Below are 17,734 nucleotides of genomic sequence, written 5' to 3'. Positions count from 1 at the left end.
TAAACGCTGAAAGCATCTAAGTGTGAAGCCCACCCCAAGAAGAGATTTCCCATGGCGAAAGCCAGTAAGACCCCTCCAAGAACAGGAGGAGATAGGTCAGGGGTGTAAGCATGGCAACATGTTAAGCTGACTGATACTAATAGGTCGAGGGCTTGACCAAACAATAATATTTACTGTGCAATTTTGAGAGGATAAAAATTTTATCTTAAAAGGTATTGACAGGCTGAAGGAATGACAGTATAATATAAAACTGTAGTGAGAAAAAACACGAAAATCTGGTGATTATGACGTGGAGGAAACACCCCTTACCATTTCGAACAGGAAGGTTAAGCTCCACAGTGCTGGTGGTACTGCAGGGGAGGCTCTGTGGGAGAGTAAGTCATTGCCAGGTGAAAACATAAAAGAAAAATAGAATGCCAAATAAGGTGTTCTATTTTTTTATTAATTTAAATGTGATATTATGAGGACTTTAAAAAGTATACTTTTTAAAGTATACTTTTTAAAACTTTTCCTATGCTATCATGTATAACTATATTGGCTTTATTATCATAAGGGGTAGTTGATTTATTTATGAGAACTAAAGTACTGCCATTGAAGTGGTCAACTAATCCTGCAGCTGGGTATACTACTAAGGATGTACCACCTACAATTAAAATGTCTGCCTTACTTACATATTCAACAGATTTATTTAGTACATCTGTGTCTAAGCTCTCTTCATATAAAACTACATCCGGTTTTACTAAACCATTACATTTATTGCATTTAGGAATAAGCTCAGGACTTTCTATTACATAATCTAAATCAAAAAATTTATTGCATTTGGTACAGTAATTTCTATGAATTGAACCGTGTAATTCTAAAACATTATTTGATCCTGCCATTTGATGAAGTCCGTCAATATTTTGAGTTATTATGGCTTTAAGTTTTCCTCTTTTTTCTAATTCCGCCAGAGAATAATGTGTATCATTAGGCCTTGCATCTTTGTATATCATTTTTTCCTTATAAAAGTCAAAGAAATCTTCAGTGTGAGACATAAAAAATGTATGGCTTAACATTATTTCAGGAGGATATGAAAAATTATTTTTGGTTTTGTATATGCCTGCTTCAGATCTAAAATCAGGTATATTTGATTCCGTAGAAACTCCAGCTCCTCCTAAGAATACAATATTATTACTGGACTCTACAGCTGATTTTAAATTTTCGTAATTCATAAAATCACCTCTAATTTATATTAAATTATAATAAATGTTATTTTGTCCTAGCCCTATCATTGGTACAATAATCCGATTTTCTTCAAAGTGGAGCATAACAGTGTATGTCTCTGTATGAATTTTTCTAAGGTACAGGTGGAGAAAGGCATTTCTTATGATCAAACTCCACCTAGAACTTTAGAATCACTTAATTTCAACCGGGTATTTGTTTTTTAAGTCATTAATAAATTCGGAGTATTTAAATGTTCTCCTTTCTTGTAAAAGTCCATCCTTTATGGCATCCTTTACCTCATCAAAATCTTTTATGGCATCCGCTTCTTTGTCTTCAACCTTTATAAGGTGATATCCAAATTGAGTCTTTACAGGTTTACTTAATATGCCTATTTCCAGCTGAAAGGCTGCGGTTTCAAATTCAGGTACCATCTGTCCCCTTGTAAATTTACCCAAATTACCTCCTTGAGCTTTGGATGGACATGAGGAATACTTTTTAGCTGCATCTTCAAAAGATAGACCTTCTTCTATTTCTTTCGATATTTCGTCAGCTTTTTCAAAAGAATCAATTAATATATGTTTTGCAGTTACATTTTCAGGATTTTTATACATGGATTTATTAGCAGTGTAATAATCTTCTACCTCTTTATCTGTAACTTTAACACTTTCCATAATTTTAGATATTGTCTCTTGAATTAATAGCTCTTTTTTAGCTAGTTCTAATTTGGCTATATAATCTTTATCTTTTTCTAATTCAATATCTTTACCGTAATTATAAAAAAGTTCAAAAGATATAATTTCATCTAATAATTGTTTTTTACCATTATCGGTATTAAAATATTGCTGTCTTTCTGCAGGAAATCTTTTTATAACATTCTGCATATCATTTTCAGTTATTTCTGCGTTGTTAACAATTGCTAATACATCATTTTGCATATATTCTCTCCTTAAATATAATTTATAACTCACAATTAATTATTACATACTTTATATGGTTTTTCTATATAAAATAAAAAGCCTTGAAATATTTAGTTATCAAAAGTTTTTTTACTTCCATAAAGTTTGCATTTATTTTACCATAGGTTCCAATAAATGTATTTTGCCGTTTTTTAAATCTATTTCTACATTAGCTCCAATTGGAATAGTTATTTTAGGATATGAATGACCAGATTGAAAATTAACTAAAGTTGGTTTCTTTAGGCTTAGTATTCTATCTTCAAGTATTTCAGATAAAGTTAGACTTTGTTCATAACTTGAAAATTCACAGTCTTTAAATTGACCTAGTATAAAACCTTTGCACTTTTGAAGAGTTCCATTTAAAGTTAAATGAGTAAGCATTCTATCAATCTTATAAGGTTCCTCTGCTACTTCTTCTATAAATAGTATTTTATTTTCAGTATTTATAGCGTAAGGAGTACCAGCTGTGCCGCATATTAAAGAAAGATTGCCTCCTGCAAGCTCTCCTTTCACATATTCCCCATTGAAGTAATCTGTAGGTATATTATCAGCATTTTCTATGGTAAAGGGATTATATCCAAACATTAATGTATCTAAAAAGCTCTTTAATGTTGAGGGATCAAATTTAGAATTGCACATAGGAGAGTGAAAGGTAATTAAATTACATTTTTGATATATGTTGTTTAGTAAAGTAGTTATATCACTGAATCCAGCAAATATTTTAGGTTCTTTTTTTATGATATCAAAGTTTATAAGAGGAAGGAGCCTCATGGCACCATATCCACCTCTTACACATAATATTGCATCCACATCTTTATCTAGAAACATATCCATAAGGTCTTGTGCTCTATCTTTATCTGTACCTGCTAGATATCCCCACTTATCATATATGTGATTTCCCTCTTTAACATTAAAGCCCAAATTTTCTAAAAACCTAATACTTTCTTCTATTGTTTTAGGATCTTCGGGACTTGAAGGAGATACAATTCCTATAGTATCTCCTTTTTCTAATTTTTTTCCTAACAAAATTATCACCTTCTAAAAATTAAAATAAATCCTTTTTTTTGAGAAATATTATAGATACCACGCAAATTAAGGCTGTAATTCCATATATAATCCAAAAAGCATTTGCATATTTATTAAGGGGTATTCCAGATACATTCATACCAAAGGAACCAAATATAATATTTGGTATAGACATAACTATAGTTACAGAAGCCAAAAGTTTCATAACTATGTTTAAATTATTTGATACAACTGAGGCAAACGCATCCATAGTTCCTGCCAGGATATTACTGTAGATATTAGTCATTTCTATAGCTTGCTTATTTTCTATAATAACATCTTCTAAAATATCTTGATCTTCAGGATACTTTTGTAAAAGTTCTAATTTTAGCATTTTTTCTAGAGTTATTTCATTTGCTTTTAAAGATGTGGAGAAATAAACTAGAGATTTTTCTAGGGATAAAAGTTGAATAAATTCTTTATTTTTCATGGATCTATGAAGTCTTTGTTCAATCATTACACTCTTTTTATCTATTTGTCTCAAGTAAAGTAGATAATAACTTGCTATTCTATATAGTATTTGTAATATGAATCTAGAACGCTTAAATGTATAAAAAGATTTTACCTTACCTGCTATAAAGTCTGTAAGAATTTTACTGTTTTTTAGGCAAACTGTTATCAAGATAGACTCTGTGTGAATTATTGCTAAAGGATAAGAGTCATAAGTTAAAGAGTTAACTTCCATTTCAGTAAAAGGAATATCAACTATTACCAGTAGGTTATTATCTTCCATATCTATACGGGATGTTTCTTCTTCGTCAAGGGCAGCCCTCAAAAAATCTAATGAAACACCAGATTTTTTTGATATTAAGAGCAAGTCTTCATCAGAAGGTGCTACAATATTAATCCAGCACCCATGTTCTATAGTATCTAAAGATTGTAATTTGTTTGATGTATCTATAGTTTTATAAATTGATATCATATAGTGCCCTCCTAAGTAAATGTTGTGTAGTTTGTTATCTTTGGTTGTAATATGTTTATTACTATTTATATTATATCCCATGAAATATATTTTTGAATATGGTATCATAAATATTCACGTAATAATACTATATTAAAATTAAAATTTATTTATGTGGACAAAATAAATTTATAGATAAACTGAATACTATATAATATTAGGATAAAAAAATAAAATAAAATTGAATATTATATACATTAAAAGGCGAGAATCTAAATGATAAAATTTAATTTGTTAATTTATAATTAGGACTTGCTAGGAGGATGTAAATGAAAAAAAAATATTGTATAATATGTGGAAAGCCTTTAAGTAATGGTATAATAGTATATGGTAGGGGAATGTGTAGAAGTTGTGAAGAGAGATTATTAAAATTAGAAAATAATTTAGACTTTTATGAATATTATAAAGAGAGAATAAAAAAAACTATAATACATTTTGTTATAAGAGGAGAGATAATCCATTGTCAGAATTACCGCTTTTAGAAGGAGTTTTAAAATACATTCAAGAAAACAATATATCATTTTGCATGCCCGGGCATAAAAATGGCAGAGGATTTTTTAATACTTCAATAGGAAGAAAATTTATAACTGATATTTTAAAGTTCGATGTAACAGAAGTAGATGGAGTAGACAATTTTCATAATCAGAAAAGTATAATACTAGATGCAAGTGAGCGTCTTAGAGATTTTTATGGAAGTAAAAAATCTTATTTTTTAGTTAATGGCAGTACCTCTGGAAATATGATAATGTTATTTAGCAGTTTCAATGAAGGAGATAAAGTTCTAGTAGAGAGGAATTGTCATAGGTCTATATTTAATGGAATAATTATGAGAAAGTTGAATCCGGTATATTTAGAAAATATTATAAGTAAAAGATTGAATGCTCCTATTTGTATAAATGTGGAGCATTTTTTAAAAATATTAGAACAAAATAAGGATGCAAAAGGAGTAGTTATTACATATCCTAATTATTACGGAATATGTAGTAATCTAAAATTTATAATAGAGAAAGCTAAAGAATATAATATGAAAGTTTTAGTTGACTGTGCCCATGGTGCTCATTTTGGAGTGCATAAAAATTTACCTAAAAGTGCAGTTAGAATGGGAGCAGATATGGTAGTTACAAGTGCCCATAAGACATTGCCAAGTCTTACTCAGACTGCTTATTTACATGTTAATAATGAACAAGAGCTAAATAAGGTAGACTTTTATTGTAGTGTATTTTTAAGTACAAGTCCTTCATATATGGCACTTTGTTCTATGGACTATGCTAGATTTTATCTTGAGAAATACGGATATAAAGATTACGAAAAACTTATTGAAATAAGTGAGTATTATAGAGAAAAGATAAACCTTATAAAAGGGTTTAATGTAATTGGAAGAAAGGATATATTCGTACATAATAAAAATTTATTGTCAGACATCTGGGACATGGATTTAACTAGATATACTATAAATTTAGAAGGTGATTATAGTGGTAATTTACTTTTAACATATTTAAGAAAATTTAAAATACAGGCTGAAATGAGTGATAACTCTAATGTAGTATTAATTTTTTCTCCTTTTAATAAAAGAGAAGAGTTTGAAAAACTGTATACTGTATTGAAAAGTTGTGATTTAAAAAACTTTAAATGTAAAAGAATAGATGTTATGGAATATGGTACACCTAAAATGGAGATATTGCCATATGAAGTTGTAAATTTGGAAACAGAAATAATAGATTTAGAAAATTCATTTGGAAGAATAGCAGGAGTTAACGTAATACCATATCCTCCTGGAATACCCATATTATTAATGGGAGAATTAATAGATGGAGACATTTTAAAAACTATAAGATATTATGTAAAATTTGGAGCAGATATAATAGGAATAAAGGATAATAAAATTCAAGTTGTAAAATAAATTTATGGGGGAAGTTCAGATGGAATTATTGAAAGGAAAACTTATAGTTATAGAAGGATGTGATGGGAGTGGCAAGGCTACCCAGACTAGAAGACTTTATAAAAGGCTTCTAAATGAAAAATACAATGTAAAGAAAGTAGAGTATCCTAACTATAATAGTCAATCCTCGGCTTTAGTTAAAATGTATTTAAATGGGGAGTTTGGAAAAAATCCTGAAGATGTAAATGCCTATGTTGCATCTACTTTTTATGGGGTAGATAGATTTGCTTCCTATAAAATTCAGTGGAAAGAATTTTATGAACATGGAGGTATAGTTTTAGCAGATAGATATACTACATCTAATATGATACACCAGGCTTCTAAAATTAACAATATAGAAGAAAAGGATAAGTTCTTAGATTGGCTTTGGGATTTCGAATTTAATATATTTAAGTTGCCAATACCAGACTGTGTAATATTTTTAGATGTGCCCCCTGAGTATAGTAAAAATCTCATGCTTGAAAGAAATAATAAATTTACAGGTAATATGGAAAAGGATATACATGAAAGCAATTATAAATATTTAGTTAACTCATATAATAATGCATTATATATTGTAAGCAAATATGGGTGGAATAAAATTCCTTGTATAGAAAATAATAAAATTAGTGCAGTAAATAAAATTCATGAAAGTATATATAATTTGATAAGCAGAATATTAAAATGAAATATATAAGTATGCTATAATTATTATAAGTTAATTTTAAAAATTCAGATAATTTCTATATAAAATTTAGAAGGAGAGATGCCTTATGAAATTAATTATAGCTATTATTCAAGATGATGATGTGGGAAATTTACTGGAGGTTCTAACAAAAGGCGGATTTAAAGTAACTAAACTTGCTACTACAGGTGGATTTTTAAAGTCAGGAAATACAACTTTGATGATAGGGGTAGAAGAACAGGGTGTAGATAAAGTGATAACCCATATTGAAGAGGTATGTAAGACTAGAAAACAGGTTGTAGCGACTCCTTCCTCAACGGGAGTATATATGCCTTATCCCGTGGAAATAGAAGTTGGGGGAGCAAATATATTTGTGGTAGATGTAGATAAGTTTATTAGAATTTAGGAGGTATATTGAGATTGAGTTTTTATAGAATAATAGGGCATGATATGATAAAACTTCAAATAGCAAATTCTATAAATTTAAAAAGATTTTCTCATGCAAATATTTTAGTAGGTGAGAATGGATTAGGGAAAAGTCTATTTGCTAAAGAAATAGCCATGGAGATATTGGGAAAAAGTAGATTTAAACAATATGCAGATATAATAGAAATTAATATATTTAAAGGCAGAAAATCTATTGGTATAGAAGAGATAAAACATATTATAGAAGAAATCAATAAAAAACCTTATGAAAGTGATAAAAAGGTAGTAATATTGTATAGTTCTGATAAAATGACAGAAGCGGCTCAAAATGCTCTATTAAAGACTATAGAAGAACCACCAGCAGGAAGTTTTATTATGCTTTTATGTGAAAAATTAGATGGAATTTTGGATACAATAAAATCCAGATGTCAGATATATAAACTTAACAGACTAAATGAAAGAGATATGAAAATATTTTTAAATAATAAATTCCCTAGTTTATCTAAACAGGAGTTAAAATCTGTTATGGCTTTCAGTGATGGTATACCTGGAAGAGCCGAAAAGTTTATTTCAGATACAGCTTTAAGAAAAATAAGAAATATAACTGTAAAAATGTTTAGAGAATTATATGATGAGGATATAAATTTTACTTTGGAATTTTCTAATTATTTACTTGAAGAAAAAGATAAATGGGAAGAGGTACTTACCTGTATGTTATCCTATATACGTGATGTATTTGTATATAAGGAAACAGGTAATAGTGATTTAATCATAAATATGGATAAGTTTGAGGAGCTAAAAGCTATAGGAGAAATGTTTTCATTTAATAAGTTAAATGCTATTATTAATATTATAGAAAATACTAGAGAGAAATTAGATAGAAATGTGAACTCAACCTTAGTTTTTGATTCTATGTTGATGAAAATGCGGGAGGTATAGATGAAATATGGTAACAGTTGTAGGAATACGATTTAAAAAGGCTGGTAAAATATATTATTTTTCACCAGATAATTTAAATATACAAAAAAATGATAATGTAATAGTTGAAACAGCTAGAGGCATAGAATTCGGTAGGTGCGTTATAAATCCTAAAGATATACATGAAAGTGATGTAGTTTCGCCACTTAAAAATGTTTTAAGGATAGCTACAGAAGAAGATGTAAATAGGCATAATGAAAATAAAGAAAAGGAAAAAGAAGCATTTCAAGTATGCATTGAAAAAATACAACAGCATAATTTAAAGATGAAACTTATAGATGTAGAATATACTTTTGACAATAATAAAGTTATATTTTATTTTACTGCAGATGGAAGGGTAGATTTTAGAGAGTTAGTAAAAGATCTTGCCTCAATATTTAGGACTAGAATAGAACTTAGACAGATAGGAGTAAGAGATGAAGCTAAGATGATAGGGGGACTTGGACCTTGTGGCAGAACTATGTGTTGTTCTACCTTTTTAGGAGATTTTGTACCTGTTTCTATAAAAATGGCTAAAGAGCAGAATTTATCTTTAAATCCTACAAAAATATCTGGAATGTGTGGAAGACTTATGTGCTGCCTAAATTATGAACAAGATACCTATGAAAAAATAAGAAAAAAATTACCTAAAGTAGGTTCAATTGTAAGTACATCCTATGGAGAGGGAGAAGTTATAAGCAATTCTGTAGTTAAAGAAATGGTTAAAGTAAAAATAAAAATTAAGGACGGAGAAGATACCATAAAAGAAATATCTATAAATGATGTTCAGATGGTTTCAGGTGGATTTGAAGGAAATGTAACTGAAGATGAGATAAAAATTGATATAGATTCTGAGGATGAAGATATAATTAAGCGCTTATTTAACGAAGACTAGGGAGGTAGTGTATGAAGTCTGTATTTAAAATTCCTAATATACGTACTGCTAGGGACGTGAATAACATAAGAAAAATTATTTCTAGTAATGAAGGAGTAATAGCATGTCAGATAAATACAGAAAAGTGTGAGGTTAGCATAATATATGATAATTACTTTATAACAGAAGATAAAATAATACAATGTCTTGAAGATGTTGGATATGCAGTATTTTAAAATTATCTTTAAAAATATTAATAAATATGATAGAATATCAGGGGGTAATAAAAACATGTAAATTTAATTAAGGAGGTGTTATATAATGGCATATAAAATTAATGATACTTGTATGAATTGTGGAGCATGTGCTTCAGAATGTCCAGTTGGCTGCATAAGCCAAGGAGACACTCAATTTTTAATAGATGAAGGTACATGTATAGACTGCGGAAGCTGTGCTAGTGCCTGTCCAGTAGGAGCACCAGTTCAAGCAGACTAGTGTTAAAATCATTATTTAAAAAGGCTACCATAGGGTGGTCTTTTTAATTTTTAGACAAGCACTATATAGTTTTTGGGAATTTTATCGAAATCATATAAACCGATACCTCCAGCTTCTCAAACGGAGGAGATAAGCGTTGTTATGAATCTTTATAAGTCCTTCTTAAGGTTCAGAAGGGGAGAAGGATTTCTTGTGGGCAGATTCCACCTAAACTTAAGAATCATTTCATATTTCTTAATACATAAAACATCATATAAAGAGTAGATTATTTTAGCCGATTAATAATTATAGATAAAAAAACATTTTAATGAAAATTTTAGTCGTAAAATGCATCATATGGAGGTATGGTATGGATATATCTGTTATTTTGTTTTTACTTTTTGGACTAGCATCACTTGTGGGAGGATTTATATTAGAAGGGGGAAGTGCTGGAGCACTTTTAGGACCTACTGCAGCTATAATAGTATTTGGTGGAACAATTGGAGCTGTAGGTCTGTCTTTTCCATCAGATGTGTTAAAGAGAATTCCAAAAATGTTTAGAGTTATTATAGGCCCTCCAAAAACGGATTTGCCTTCTTTGATTTCATATTTTAAGGATGTATCCTATAGAACCAGAAAGAATGGACTTTTAAGTTTGGAAGGAGAAATATCTAATGATCCTAATTTAGATCCTTTTATAAAAAAAGGATTGCAACTTGTAGTAGATGGAGTAGATCCTCAAGCAGTTAGGAGTATATTGGAGCTGGAATTAGAATCTACTTCAGAAAGACATAGAGAAGGATCTGCTGTATTTCAAAGTGCTGGTGGATATTCTCCCACTATGGGTATAATAGGTACAGTTATGGGATTAGTTCATGTTTTAGGTAATTTAGAAGATTCATCTACATTAGGTCCTAAGATAGCAGTAGCATTTTTGGCAACATTATATGGTGTTGGTGCAGCTAATATTATATGGCTTCCTATAGGGAACAGGTTAAATGTACTTGATGATAAGGAAGTAAAGGAAAAAACTTTAATAATTGAGGGAATATTATATATACAAGAAGGAATAAATCCAAATACCATAGCGGAGAAATTAAAAAGTTTCTTGAACAAAAGCGAATTGGCTAGATTTGAAGAAATGGATGGTAAGCAGCAATTATGAAGAAGAAAAAAAAACACACAGAAGAAAATTCAGAGAGATGGCTGCTTACTTACTCCGATTTAATAACTCTACTTATGATATTTTTTATTGTAATGTATTCAATGAGTAATGTAAATATATCTAAATATAAGCAGTTATCAGAATCTCTAAAAATAGCCATGGGCGGAGGAAAAAGTGTAATAGGAAGTGATGATACTTCAAGTATAAAAGAAACCATAAATCCTGAGGATATACAACAAACTGATACAGATGATCAGGAAAAAAAGTTAGCAGATTTAAAGGCAGAGGTGGATAAATATTTGCAAAGCAGCGGAATGAGTGGAAGTGTATCTACCAATATAGATGAAAGAGGGCTTATTGTAAGTATGAATGATACGCTGCTATTTGATACTGGAAGTGCTAATATAAAACCTGCGTTCCAGCAAAAGCTTGTGCAAATAGGTAAAATTTTAAATCAATTAGGAAATTACATGAGAGTAGAAGGTCACACCGATAATGTACCAATTAGTAATGAGCAGTATTCTTCTAACTGGAAGTTATCCTGTGATAGGGCATCTAATGTTACTGAATTTCTTATAGGAAGTGCTGGAATTGAACCCCAAAAGCTTTCGGCAATTGGATATGGTGAATATAGACCTATAGCAGATAATTCCACGGATGGAGGTAAAGCTAAAAATAGAAGAGTTGATATAGTTATATTAAATAGTAAGTTTAATGCAGTGGAAGATAATAGCGTCAATAGTAACTCTGCTAAAAAATAAAATAATGTAAATTTCACATTCCCAGGGTATATATCCTGGGGTTTTTTATATCATAATATAGTAGTTTTCAGCTTATTTGACAATGTATAGTATTTAAACCATAATTAAAAATATAAACTAAACATGAGGTATTTATATGAATAGTAATTTATTAAGAATTGACGAAACTTTAGATGATTTACAGTTGAAAGGATTATGCATTATACAAAAAAAGGATGCTTTTAGATTTGGGGTTGACGCAGTTTTATTAGCTAATTTTGCCAAAGTGAAAAAAGGAGCAAGGATAGTGGATTTATGTAGTGGTACGGGAATAATTCCATTTATATTATCGGGAAAAACGCTTGCAGCTAGAATAATAGGTATAGAAATACAAAAAGATATGGTAGAGATGTCTAAAAGATCTGTAGAATTTAATAACATGCAAAATACTATAGAATTTATTTATAAGGATTTAAGAGATCTAAATTATTTGAGGAGTATTCCTAAAGTAGATGTAGTTACAGTAAACCCACCCTATAAATTGAAGAATTCTGGAATTATAAATCTAAAAGACAAAAATGCAATTGCCAGGCATGAAATATGCTGTGAATTAGAAGATGTCATAAAAGCGGCTAAGGCTCTTTTAAAGGATAATGGAAAGATGTATATGATACATAGACCTGATAGAATGGCGGATATTATTTGTACTATGAGACAGTATAAAATAGAGCCTAAATTTATAAGGATGGTTCAGCCTAGTGTAGATAAAGCACCTAATATGGTACTTGTGGAAGGACAAAATAATGGAGGACGATTTTTAAAATGGGGTGTACCTATATATGTGCATGAATTAGACGGAAGCTATACAGCAGAAATTGATGAAATATATGGAAGATGAAAAAAGGAGATATTAGATAATGGGAAAACTTTTTTTTGTGCCAACTCCTATAGGGAATCTAAAAGATATAACCTTAAGGGCATTGGAAATATTTAAAAATGTAGATTTAGTAGCAGCAGAGGATACAAGACAGAGTTTAAAACTGTTAAATTATTTTAATATAAAGAAGCCACTTATAAGTTACCATAAACATAATGAGAATGACAAGAGTAAATTGTTAATACAAAAATTGAAAGATGGAAAAGATATAGCATTGGTAAGTGATGCAGGTACTCCAGGCATATCAGATCCGGGAAATGTTATTGTACGTAAATGTATAGAAGAAGGTATAGATTTTGAAGTATTACCTGGTGCTACGGCAGTAACAACAGCTTTAGTTTATTCTGGGTTGGATACTTCTAAATTTATATTTATAGGTTTTTTGCCCCGAGAAAATAAAGACAAAAAAGATATTTTAGAGGATATAAAGGATAGAGGGGAAACTTTAATAATGTATGAATCTCCCCATAGACTAATTAACACCTTAGAATTTTTAAAAAATATTTTAGGTGACAGACATATAGCCATATGTAGAGAACTCACTAAACTTCATGAGGAAATATTGAGATTTACTATAGGAGAATCCATAGATTATTATTGTGACAGAAATATAAGAGGAGAATTTGTACTTGTAGTAGAAGGTAAAGACAAAAAACAACTTTTAGAAGAAAAAAGAGAAAAATGGGTAAACCTATCTGTAGAAGATCATATAAGAATGTACATTGATGAAGGATTAAGCAAAAAAGAATCTATAAAAAAGGTGGCTAATGATAGAGATATTTGTAAGTCTAGTGTTTATAAACATTCTATTAACTTGTAATAATATAATATAAGGTTAAAATATATTAATATATTATTAAAAAATTTAATATAAAATGATGAATTTATTAACAAAAACTTTAAATTTAGATTATAATTCGAACTTTTTTTAAAAAAATTGCATATAAACGTTGAGATATATTCCAGTTTAATGCTATAATATACACATGTTAAGTTTGAAACTATACTTAATACTATTTAGGTATGGTTTTAAATTTTGTTTAAGCGAAATTTCTAAATCTGTAATTTAGAGTAGATTATTTGCTCCTATAGGTTATAGTAGGGGAGGAGTTTTGTTAAATATTTTACAAGGAGGTAGAAAAATTGAATAAAAAAACTTTGTCTGTTGTGATTGCTTTGGCTATAGCATTGTCAACAGGTGGAAATGTCTTAGCGTCACCGGGCAGTGCCAGTTCATTAGCTCAAGTTAAACAGGAAAAACAAGAATTAGAAGTTAAAGTCGAAAAGTTGAATGATCAAATAGTACAAGTTATGCAGCAGATTGATGTCAATAAAAAAGATATTAGTCAGGTCTCAGGTAATGTAAAAGAGACCCAGAAGAATATAAACACTACTGAAAAAGATATAGCAAAGCAGCAAGGATTATTTAATCAAAGGGTAAAGGTTATGTATGTAAATGGCATGGATAGTTACCTTGGTGTAATACTTGATGCAGATAACTTAAATGATTTCATATCTAGGATAGATAATATAAAAAAGATAATGGGTTTTGATAAGGAAGTCATAGGGAATTTGACGGATAAAAAGAAACAATTAGGTGAACAAAAACAAAAGTTAGATACTGAAAATAACAGGCTTCTGGCATTAAAGTCTGAGAATGAAGAAAAATTGTCCAAGCTTAATAGTAGTAAAGAAACTCAAACTAATCTAATAGCAGATCTAAGTCAAAAAGAAAAAGTTCTTGAGACGTCCGATACATCCACTGCGAAAATAGTAGCTACAGCATCAAATAGTGTACAGCAGGTTAGAAATTCTGCACCAAGAATTACGAATTCAGATGGAAGTTCAAATATAAGTATTTCAAGAGGTGGGGAACCTATAGTGTCCTCAAATGCAGTAGTAGCATATGCCTCTAATTTCTTAGGTGTTCCCTATGTATGGGGAGGGACATCCCCCTCAGGTTTTGATTGTTCAGGTCTAGTTCAATATGTATATGCACATTTTGGAATTAATCTTCCAAGAACTTCACAGTCACAACAAGGTGTTGGTGTGCCAGTTTCAAGAGGTGAACTTGAACCGGGAGATTTGGTATTTTTCGGATCCCCTGCATATCATGTAGGTATATATGTAGGTGATGGAGCGTTTATTAATGCACCTAGGACAGGAGATGTAGTAAAAATAGCATCTTTAGATGCCAGATCAGATTTTACCGGGGGAAGAAGAGTTAGATAGTTAACATAGCAACCTGTGTAATATGTAGTCTTAAATAGAAATATGTGTATACATAGTTAGATTTATTTTTTACACTGATATTAAATAACAAGTATATAAAAAACTGACATCAAAAATTGAATGTCAGTTTTTTATATATTTGTTATCGTCCTTCTTTTAATTCGTTCAGACAATTTTTACAAATATTCTTACCTCTGTAGTTTACTACATCTCTTGCATCACCACAGAAAATACATGCAGGTTCATATTTCTTTAATATGATTTGTTCGCCATCTACATATATTTCTAAGGCATCTTTTTCAGCGATGTCTAGAGTTCTTCTTAATTCTATAGGAATAACAATTCTTCCTAGCTCGTCTACTCTTCTTACAACACCTGTTGATTTCATTTGTTTTCCCCCTTTGATTCCATAATTCGACATAGATACAATTAAATAATAGCAAAAATTACATTAAAAGTCAACACATTTTTATAAGATATTTTACAAATTTCTTATCAAATTCCATCTAAAGTTAATATACTACCAGAATATACAAAAGTCAATAATAATTATAGTGTTGTAATGGTTTAACTCTTAAGTTCATGATAAAATAAAGGAAAAAAATTAGTAAATTTTTTGAGTATATATAAAACAAAAAGGTAACCAAATGGATAATATTATACTATATGTCGAAATCTTAGCTGGGATATGTAAATTGTAGCCTAAACATAAAAATCAATTACTGTAATTAGATTAATTTTAAAATGAGAAAATTTTATCTGTAGAAATTCAGCATTCTTGTATGATAAAATAATGGGGGAGTAGGTGATTAATTTGAGTTATATAAAAAAATTTATTTATGATATAAAGGATATAACCAATGAAGTAGAAGGAGAGCTCTATTTGGTAGGGGGGTATGTAAGAGATAAGTTGATGAGTATAACTTCTCAGCCTAAAGATGCAGATTTTGTGTTTAAAGGAGATATTCATAAGCTTATAGAGAAACTTCAAAATGAGGGATATAAATTTTTCCCTATAAAAGAGAATATAAATATATATAGATGTGTAAAAAATGAAAATAAAATAGATGTAGCTCTTATGAAGGGGAACTCTATTGAAGAAGATTTAAAAAATAGAGATTTTACTATTAATGCTATAGCTTTGAGATTAGGAGATAATAAAATAATAGATCCTTTTTATGGGAAAAGGGCGCTGCAGAATAGAATAATTAAAAATGTTACTGATAGAAGTTTAGAAGATGACCCTTGCAGAATACTGAGAGGTATTAGATTTTGTATAAGTTTTGGAATGCACTTTAATCTAGAAACTGAAGAGAGTGTTGAAAAATTTAAAGGTAAAATAATGGATTTACCCAAGGAAAGAGTTTTTAGTGAACTTATGCTTATAATAGAAAATGACAAGCAGGGGAGGGCTTTTGAAATTCTAGATAATTATGCTATATTAAAGCATATAATTCCTTATATAGAAGAATCCAAGACTATAGGAAAATGTAAATACCATGTAGAAGATGTATTTACACACTTAAATTTAACTTATGGGGTATTTAAAGATGTTTTAAATGGCAAGATAAATTTTCAGAACTTAGATTTGGATGATCTTAATACTAAAATAGGTGAATTTAGATTAAGGGAATATGTGGCATTGGCCTGTTTTTTACATGATATAGGTAAATATGAGGCATATACAAAAACAGGAGACAAGGTAAGTTTCCATGATCATGAAATAAAGGGAGCGGTTATATGTAGAAATTTTTCTAACTACATGAAATTACCTAAAAAGGCAACAAGATATATAGAAAATATAGTAGAAGGACATATGTATCCATTGGCACTTTTTACAAATAGAACTGTAAATAAGAAGGAGGCCTTCTATAAGTTTTTCCATAAGTATGATGGGTATGTAATAGAAATAATTATCACTGCATTTTGTGACAATTGTGCTACTAAGATGCTTCTGGAAATAAAAGATGAGAATTTAGGATTTAAGGAATTTATTGAAGATATGTTAAAGGAATATAAACTGTATTGTAATATAAGTGCAACTAAAATTTTAAGTGGAGAAGAAGTTATTGAAATCTTAGTTAAATCGGGACCACAGGTAAAAACTATACTTGAAGATATTCACAGGATGAGATATCTTGGAAAAATAAATAGCAGGGAAGAGGCATTAGATTATTTGAAATTACAAACACCTAAAACCTATATATAGTTTTATCCGAAGGATGTAATTAGCTAACCCCTCCATCCTCTTAAAAATGGGGGGGCTGTGCCTCTGGATAAGTTCTTCCCTTAAAGGATGTGTATTCTAAGTGCTAAGACATTAAGAATACTGTTAATAAGGTTCAGAATTAATAATATAAGGATACCTAGTTATATTGTAGATAATAAGTATCCTTTAAGTTAGAATATAGTATGTATAAGTTATCCACAGAAATTGTTGATAACTTTGTGGTTTCTGTGGACAAATATTTTAAATTGGTGATATATTTATCCTTCTATAGATTGAAAAGTAGAAACAATAAAGTCAAATTCTTCAGCATCTGAAATTTCTCCATAATTGTCTTCTGAAATTCCAGGATAGTAGTATAGTATAAATTTTTCTTTTGATATAGTATTTTCAATAACTATATATTTTCTGTTTAATTCCACATCTTGAAGTGTTGAAAGAACAATATATTTGCTATCTTTGCCAGTTTTGTTGTTAGTTAGTTCAATAAAAAAATTATCATGTTTTGCAGCATTTATTTTCTTCCTATCACAGTGGACAATTTTAGAACCGGTTTTACATCCAAGGCAGCTGTCAAAATTACAATCAGTTGTGCAGTTCAAACATTGACAGCGGCCGCATTTTTCAAGTTGTAATAGAGATTCCGAGTTATCATTTTTATAATCTTTTAGAAGGAGAATATATTTATCTCCCCTTAATTTAGTTAAAAAATTACTATTATTAAATTCACTTTCTACAGCTTCAATTAAATCTATATACTTTTTTAAAGTTGATATTTTAGCTACATATTTTCTTCTGTTAAAAGTATTTTTATCTAAGAAAGGAGAAACAGCACTTATGGCATAATTTATATCTACAAATATTTTGCCATATCTATCCTTTTCGGCTTTTATAAACTGGTCTGTTTTACCCAT

The 17,734-nt window shown here is 29.5% G+C and carries 20 protein-coding genes and 2 rRNA genes; 16 read left to right on the top strand and 6 right to left on the bottom strand.

The genetic code is table 11. From position 1 onward, the window contains the following. Both ACJDU8_RS08715 and rrf read left to right on the top strand, forming a co-directional pair. Window positions 1-160, top strand: a 23S ribosomal RNA gene (locus ACJDU8_RS08715); the annotation flags it as partial. A gap of 114 nt (window positions 161-274) precedes the next feature. After that, window positions 275-391, top strand: a 5S ribosomal RNA gene (gene rrf, locus ACJDU8_RS08710). Window positions 392-485: 94 nt separating this feature from the next. On the opposite strand, the gene ACJDU8_RS08705 is transcribed toward rrf, so the two are convergent. The 4 genes from ACJDU8_RS08705 to ACJDU8_RS08690 all read right to left on the bottom strand — a co-directional run bounded on the left by ACJDU8_RS08705 (window position 486) and on the right by ACJDU8_RS08690 (window position 4,146). Further along, complete coding sequence (locus tag ACJDU8_RS08705) at window positions 486-1,211, bottom strand: NAD-dependent protein deacylase (RefSeq protein WP_406791758.1); 726 nt, start codon at window positions 1,209-1,211, stop codon at window positions 486-488. Window positions 1,212-1,394: 183 nt separating this feature from the next. Next, complete coding sequence (locus ACJDU8_RS08700) at window positions 1,395-2,138, bottom strand: peptidylprolyl isomerase (RefSeq protein ID WP_406791757.1); 744 nt, start codon at window positions 2,136-2,138, stop codon at window positions 1,395-1,397. A 132-nt stretch (window positions 2,139-2,270) separates the two neighbouring features. Continuing rightward, window positions 2,271-3,185 (bottom strand): S66 peptidase family protein, encoded by a 915-nt coding sequence (locus ACJDU8_RS08695; RefSeq protein ID WP_406791756.1) that lies wholly within the window; start codon window positions 3,183-3,185, stop codon window positions 2,271-2,273. Between the two features lie 19 nt (window positions 3,186-3,204). Then, the gene (locus ACJDU8_RS08690) at window positions 3,205-4,146 is read right to left on the bottom strand and encodes a magnesium transporter CorA family protein (protein ID WP_406791755.1); all 942 of its coding nucleotides are present in this window, start codon (window positions 4,144-4,146) and stop codon (window positions 3,205-3,207) included. 308 nt (window positions 4,147-4,454) lie between these two features. On the opposite strand from ACJDU8_RS08690, the gene ACJDU8_RS08685 reads away from it, so the two are divergent. The 13 genes from ACJDU8_RS08685 to ACJDU8_RS08625 all read left to right on the top strand — a co-directional run bounded on the left by ACJDU8_RS08685 (window position 4,455) and on the right by ACJDU8_RS08625 (window position 14,593). Further along, a complete protein-coding gene (locus tag ACJDU8_RS08685) occupies window positions 4,455-4,667 on the top strand; it encodes a sigma factor G inhibitor Gin (protein WP_406791754.1) in 213 nt (70 codons plus the stop codon). Continuing rightward, window positions 4,646-6,085 carry an aminotransferase class I/II-fold pyridoxal phosphate-dependent enzyme gene (locus ACJDU8_RS08680; protein WP_406791753.1) on the top strand — a complete coding sequence of 480 codons (1,440 nt, stop codon included), beginning with the start codon at window positions 4,646-4,648 and terminating at the stop codon, window positions 6,083-6,085. Before ACJDU8_RS08685 ends, ACJDU8_RS08680 begins: the two co-directional genes overlap by 22 nt. A 19-nt stretch (window positions 6,086-6,104) precedes the next feature. Then, window positions 6,105-6,791, top strand: coding sequence for a dTMP kinase (locus ACJDU8_RS08675; protein WP_406791752.1), 687 nt, complete (start codon window positions 6,105-6,107; stop codon window positions 6,789-6,791). 85 nt (window positions 6,792-6,876) lie between these two features. Beyond that, entirely contained in the window at window positions 6,877-7,194 is a 318-nt protein-coding gene (locus ACJDU8_RS08670; protein ID WP_406791751.1) for a cyclic-di-AMP receptor, read from the top strand. 14 nt (window positions 7,195-7,208) lie between these two features. Next, window positions 7,209-8,153, top strand: coding sequence for a DNA polymerase III subunit delta' (locus ACJDU8_RS08665; RefSeq protein ID WP_406791750.1), 945 nt, complete (start codon window positions 7,209-7,211; stop codon window positions 8,151-8,153). A 7-nt stretch (window positions 8,154-8,160) separates the two neighbouring features. Next, entirely contained in the window at window positions 8,161-9,066 is a 906-nt protein-coding gene (locus ACJDU8_RS08660; RefSeq protein ID WP_406791749.1) for a PSP1 domain-containing protein, read from the top strand. Window positions 9,067-9,077: 11 nt separating this feature from the next. Next, a complete protein-coding gene (locus ACJDU8_RS08655) occupies window positions 9,078-9,281 on the top strand; it encodes a heavy-metal-associated domain-containing protein (protein WP_406791748.1) in 204 nt (67 codons plus the stop codon). Window positions 9,282-9,366: 85 nt separating this feature from the next. Next, window positions 9,367-9,540 (top strand): DUF362 domain-containing protein, encoded by a 174-nt coding sequence (locus ACJDU8_RS08650; protein ID WP_406791747.1) that lies wholly within the window; start codon window positions 9,367-9,369, stop codon window positions 9,538-9,540. Between the two features lie 349 nt (window positions 9,541-9,889). Beyond that, window positions 9,890-10,684: a flagellar motor protein gene (locus tag ACJDU8_RS08645; RefSeq protein ID WP_406791746.1), complete on the top strand. Its 795-nt coding sequence runs from the start codon at window positions 9,890-9,892 to the stop codon at window positions 10,682-10,684. Next, window positions 10,681-11,445 carry a flagellar motor protein MotB gene (locus ACJDU8_RS08640; RefSeq protein ID WP_406791745.1) on the top strand — a complete coding sequence of 255 codons (765 nt, stop codon included), beginning with the start codon at window positions 10,681-10,683 and terminating at the stop codon, window positions 11,443-11,445. Before ACJDU8_RS08645 ends, ACJDU8_RS08640 begins: the two co-directional genes overlap by 4 nt. Before the next feature lie 136 nt (window positions 11,446-11,581). Further along, window positions 11,582-12,322 carry a tRNA1(Val) (adenine(37)-N6)-methyltransferase gene (locus ACJDU8_RS08635; RefSeq protein ID WP_406791744.1) on the top strand — a complete coding sequence of 247 codons (741 nt, stop codon included), beginning with the start codon at window positions 11,582-11,584 and terminating at the stop codon, window positions 12,320-12,322. Window positions 12,323-12,341: 19 nt separating this feature from the next. Beyond that, window positions 12,342-13,181 carry a 16S rRNA (cytidine(1402)-2'-O)-methyltransferase gene (gene rsmI, locus ACJDU8_RS08630; protein ID WP_406791743.1) on the top strand — a complete coding sequence of 280 codons (840 nt, stop codon included), beginning with the start codon at window positions 12,342-12,344 and terminating at the stop codon, window positions 13,179-13,181. Between the two features lie 323 nt (window positions 13,182-13,504). After that, window positions 13,505-14,593, top strand: coding sequence for a C40 family peptidase (locus tag ACJDU8_RS08625; protein WP_406791742.1), 1,089 nt, complete (start codon window positions 13,505-13,507; stop codon window positions 14,591-14,593). A gap of 142 nt (window positions 14,594-14,735) precedes the next feature. On the opposite strand, the gene ACJDU8_RS08620 is transcribed toward ACJDU8_RS08625, so the two are convergent. Then, a complete protein-coding gene (locus tag ACJDU8_RS08620; RefSeq protein ID WP_406791741.1) occupies window positions 14,736-14,981 on the bottom strand; it encodes an AbrB/MazE/SpoVT family DNA-binding domain-containing protein in 246 nt (81 codons plus the stop codon). A gap of 417 nt (window positions 14,982-15,398) precedes the next feature. On the opposite strand from ACJDU8_RS08620, the gene ACJDU8_RS08615 reads away from it, so the two are divergent. After that, window positions 15,399-16,802, top strand: a complete 1,404-nt coding sequence (locus ACJDU8_RS08615) for a tRNA nucleotidyltransferase/poly(A) polymerase-related protein (protein ID WP_406791740.1) — start codon at window positions 15,399-15,401, stop codon at window positions 16,800-16,802. Between the two features lie 278 nt (window positions 16,803-17,080). Here the strand turns inward: ACJDU8_RS08615 and ACJDU8_RS08610 are convergent, their stop codons facing one another. After that, window positions 17,081-17,734: a DUF1292 domain-containing protein gene (locus ACJDU8_RS08610; RefSeq protein WP_406791739.1), complete on the bottom strand. Its 654-nt coding sequence runs from the start codon at window positions 17,732-17,734 to the stop codon at window positions 17,081-17,083.

It is taken from the genome of Candidatus Clostridium eludens, assembly GCF_045310515.1.
GTDB classification, from domain to species: domain Bacteria; phylum Bacillota; class Clostridia; order Clostridiales; family Clostridiaceae; genus Clostridium_B; species Clostridium_B eludens.
This window is presented reverse-complemented; position numbering and strand designations above follow the sequence as displayed.